Source organism: Streptomyces sp. HSW2009 (assembly GCF_040240285.1).
Lineage (GTDB): Bacteria > Actinomycetota > Actinomycetes > Streptomycetales > Streptomycetaceae > Streptomyces.
In genome coordinates, this window is record NZ_JBEHZD010000668.1 from 1 (window position 1) to 3,714 (window position 3,714).

Here is a 3,714-nt window from a genome sequence, read left to right on the forward strand (position 1 = left end):
GGCCCCGGGCCCGGGCGGGGGCCTGGGCCACCGCGAGCGCCCCCCACAGCGGCGCCCGGCCGCGCCGCGGCTTGGCCGGTGTACGCAGCGGTGTGACGGTCGTGATCGCGGTCGTCGAGTGGTCGGAGCCGTAGCCGGCGGCCTCGGAGTGCTGCGGCTGCCGGTGGGTCTGCGACTGGCCGTGTTGCTGGTGCTGCGACTGCTGCTGCGCCTGCGGCCGATGGGCCTGGTGCGCCTGCTGCTGGGGCTGACGCTGCTGCTGTGCCTGGTGCGGTGCCTGTTGCTGCGGCTGCTGTGCCTGGTGCGGTTGCTGCGTCTGGTGCTGGTAGCCGTGCTGTGGCGGCGCCTGCGCTGCGGGTGGGGCTGCGGCGCTCCAGTGCGTGGCGGCGGTGCGGCCGTCGGTACGGGCATCCGTACGGGAGTCCGTACGGCCGTCGGCGGGAGCCGTCTCGCCCCGTGCCGGCGTCCCCGGGGCCGCGCCGGAAGCCGTTCCGGGCGCCGCGGCCTGCGCCGCCGCCGACCCGGTCGACCCGGTGGCCGGCTGCGACGACGTACCGGCCGCCGTGCCGGACGAGGCGCCGCTCGTACCCCCCGCCGCAGTCGCCGGCCCGGACTGGGCCGGTCCGGACGGCTGCGGGTCCGCCTTCGGCGTGCCGGTGCGCGCGGTGGGTCCCGCGATGGCCAGCGGCGTCGTGTCGGCGGTGCGCCGGCCCGTCTGGTCGCGCAGCAGCGAGGGCCGCATCAGCTCCGTCTCGGCCTCGGCCGCCGCGGCCCGCAGCGTCCACTCCACCGTCTCGGCCGACGGGCGCGCGTCCGGGTCCTTGTCGAGGAGCGCCTCCACCAGCGGCGCGAGCACGCCCGCGTGGCGCAACGGCGGCAGGTCGTCGACGGCGATCGCGTACGCCGTCTCGAAGGCCGTGTCCTTGCGGAACGGGGGCCGCCCCTCCAACGCCTGGAAGAGCGTGGCGCCCAGCGCCCACAGGTCGGACGCGGGGCCCGGCTTGCCACCCTTGACCCGCTCGGGGGCCACGTAGTCGATGGAGCCGACGAGTTCGCCGGTCTTGGTCAGGGTCGAGGTCCCCGACGCCACGGCTATGCCGAAGTCGGTGAGCACCACCCGGCCGTCGCCCAGCGGGCCGCGGCGCTTGCCGTCGCCGTCCGCCCCGTCCTCATCGGCACGGCGGGACCAACTCGGCCGGCCGGCCTCGGCGGCGGCGTCCGCGAAGTGGCCCTGACCGCTCTCGGGGTGGCCGCCGGTGCCCAGCAGCACGTTGCCCGGCTTCACGTCGCGGTGCAGCACGCCGGCGGCGTGCGCGGCGCGCAGCGCGGCGATCATGCCGCGGCCGATCCGGGCGGCCTCGTCCACCTCGATCCGGCCCTTGCGCTTGACGACGTCGGCGAGGGTGGTGGACGGCACGTACTCCATCACGATGCACGGCACGCCGCGGTCGTCGACCACGTCGTGCACCACGACCACGTTGGGGTGGGCGATCCGGGCGGCGCTGCGAGCCTCGCGCCGGGTGCGCTCGTACAGCGTCGCCAGCTCGTCGTCCGCGAGGTGCGGGGAGATGTGCAACTGTTTGATGGCGACCTGGCGGCCGAGCAGTTCGTCAGCGGCTCTCCACACGGTGCCCATGCCGCCGCGGCCGATCCGCTCCGCCAGCCGATACCGCTTGGCGACCAGCCGCCCCTCGTCCGACACCGCACACCCCTCTGCTTCCCCCGGCACCGTTCGAACCGCCACGATAGCCGCCCGTCTGCCATCTTCCCTCGTTGCGGCGCCGGTGGAGCCCCCGCGTACGGCGCCGAGTGCACTCCGCGGCCCGTCCGAAACATGCCGTATCGGGCACCCGGGTCCGGCTCCCCCCGCCGATCGACGGGGAACCGGCGGGGGGGGGGGGGGGGGGGGGGGGGCGCCGGGCGCCCCCCCGCCCCCCCCCCCCCCGGCGGGCGCGCGGGCCCGGGGGGGGGCGGGGGCCCCCCCCACCCCCCCCGCGGCCCCCCCGGGGGGTTTGGGGGCACGGATGCGGCCGATCTCAGGGAACGGCCAGGGTCGGGGCGGCTGCCATCTCGGGGACGGGGTTGACACCATGGGCGCATGACCGACGCACCCACCGTCGAGGACGGCGCCCCGGCGGCGCCCGGCGGCGCCCCACCCACCGAGCCGGGCCCCGAGCGCGCGCCGCTGCGCCGCAGCCGCGAGCACAAGGTGATCTCCGGGGTGTGCGGCGGGCTCGGCCGGTACTGCGACCTGGACCCGGTGATCTTCCGGGTGGTGCTCGCCGTGCTCGGCGTCGCGGGCGGCCTCGGCCTGGTGACGTACGGCTTCGCGTGGCTGCTCATCCCGTTCTACGGCGAGGAGGACAACGAGGGGCGGCGGCTGCTCTCCGGCCGGGTGGAGGGCTCGGCGCTGACGGCGGTGCTGGTCGCGCTCGTCGGCTGCGGCCTCTTCCTCTCGATGATCAACAACGGCAGCGTGCTGTCGTTCGCGATGATGCTGTCGCTGGCCGCGGTGGGCGCCGCGTACTGGTCGCGGCACCGGCGCCACGTGGAGAGCGACGGCGCGGTCGACCCGGCGACGGCCCAGGCGGTCGCGGACGCCCCGCCCGAGACACAGGCGCCGCCCGCCCCCGGCACGCCCTCCTGGTGGCGCGACCCGATCGTCAAGGACGGCACGACCGGCCACACCGGCGCCACCCGCCCGGTCGCCACGGCCGGCTATCTGTGGGGCCCCGACGACACCCCGTACGCCCCGCGCACGGGCGCTTCCACCGGCGCGGCGCCGGCCCCGCGCGGCGGGTCGATCGCCGGCCGGACGTTCCTGCTGGCGCTGTGCGCGGCGGCTGCCGGAACCGGCAGCACCTGGTCGACCCGGCCGCTCGGCACCAGCCTGGAGATCGGCCTCGCGTGCGCGCTCGCGGTGCTGGGCGTCGGCCTCGCGCTCAGCAGCAGGTACGGGCGCACCGGCGCCGGCACCATCGTCTCCGTCGTCGTCACGGCCGCGCTGCTGGCGGGCGCGGCCACACTGCCCAAGTCGGTGAAGGCCGAGTGGCGGCAGCAGACCTGGCAGCCCACCAGCGCGGCCGAACTGCACGACGCGTACGAGGTGGGCACCGGGCACGCCCAGCTCGACCTGTCGGGGCTGCGCCCGGGGCGGGACCGCTCGCTCGCCACGCACGCGTCGGTGGGCGCGGGCCGGCTGAAGGTGACGGTGCCGCGCGACGTGACGCTGCGGCTCTCGATCAAGGTGGGCCTCGGCGACATCCAACTGCCAGGCGAACCGGAGGACGACGTGGACGTGGCGCCCAGCCGCTCGCGCGAGCTGACCATCCACCCGCAGGCGGGCGGCGAGCTGCTGCCGGCGGCCAAGATCCGCGGCACGCTCGTACTCGATCTCGACGTCGGCGTGGGACAGGTGGCGGTGGTGCGGCGGTGAAGGGGCACACCTTCGAACCCGGCCGGCTGATCGCCGGCGCCACGGCCGTCGCGGTGGCCGTCGGGTACGGCCTGGACGCGGCCGGCACCTGGGACCCGCACCCGCTCGTGCTGTTGCCCGCGCTGCTCGCCGGCCTGGTCCTGGCGGCGCTGGTCACCGCGCTGACCCACGCGGCACGCCGCAACCGCCGCCGCGCCCGCCAGGCCGACCAGCCGCCGCCCCCGCCCCCGCTCGGCGACCTCCCCATGGCCAGCCTCCGCGAGGGCCACGAGGCGCTC

At 77.1% G+C, this 3,714-nt stretch carries 3 protein-coding genes; 2 read left to right on the forward strand and 1 reads right to left on the reverse strand.

The annotated features are described in order from the left end of the window. Positions 1 to 1,702, reverse strand: a 1,702-nt coding sequence (locus AAHZ94_RS30435) for a protein kinase domain-containing protein (RefSeq protein ID WP_349996950.1), incomplete at its 3' end; no start/stop codon positions are given. Positions 1,703 to 2,098: 396 nt separating this feature from the next. Between AAHZ94_RS30435 and AAHZ94_RS30440 the strand changes: the two genes are divergently transcribed. Both AAHZ94_RS30440 and AAHZ94_RS30445 read left to right on the forward strand, forming a co-directional pair. Beyond that, on the forward strand, positions 2,099 to 3,436 hold the full coding sequence (locus AAHZ94_RS30440) for a PspC domain-containing protein (protein WP_349996951.1): 1,338 nt from the start codon (positions 2,099 to 2,101) through the stop codon (positions 3,434 to 3,436). After that, on the forward strand, positions 3,433 to 3,714 hold a 282-nt coding region (locus AAHZ94_RS30445; protein WP_349996952.1), incomplete at its 3' end, for a hypothetical protein. The genes AAHZ94_RS30440 and AAHZ94_RS30445, both read left to right, overlap by 4 nt.

What these genes read in the sequence shown, in the direction of transcription:
- AAHZ94_RS30440 (WP_349996951.1), top strand. Translation starts at nt 2,099, where the DNA reads ATGACCGACGCACCCACCGTCGAGGACGGCGCCCCGGCGGCGCCCGGC.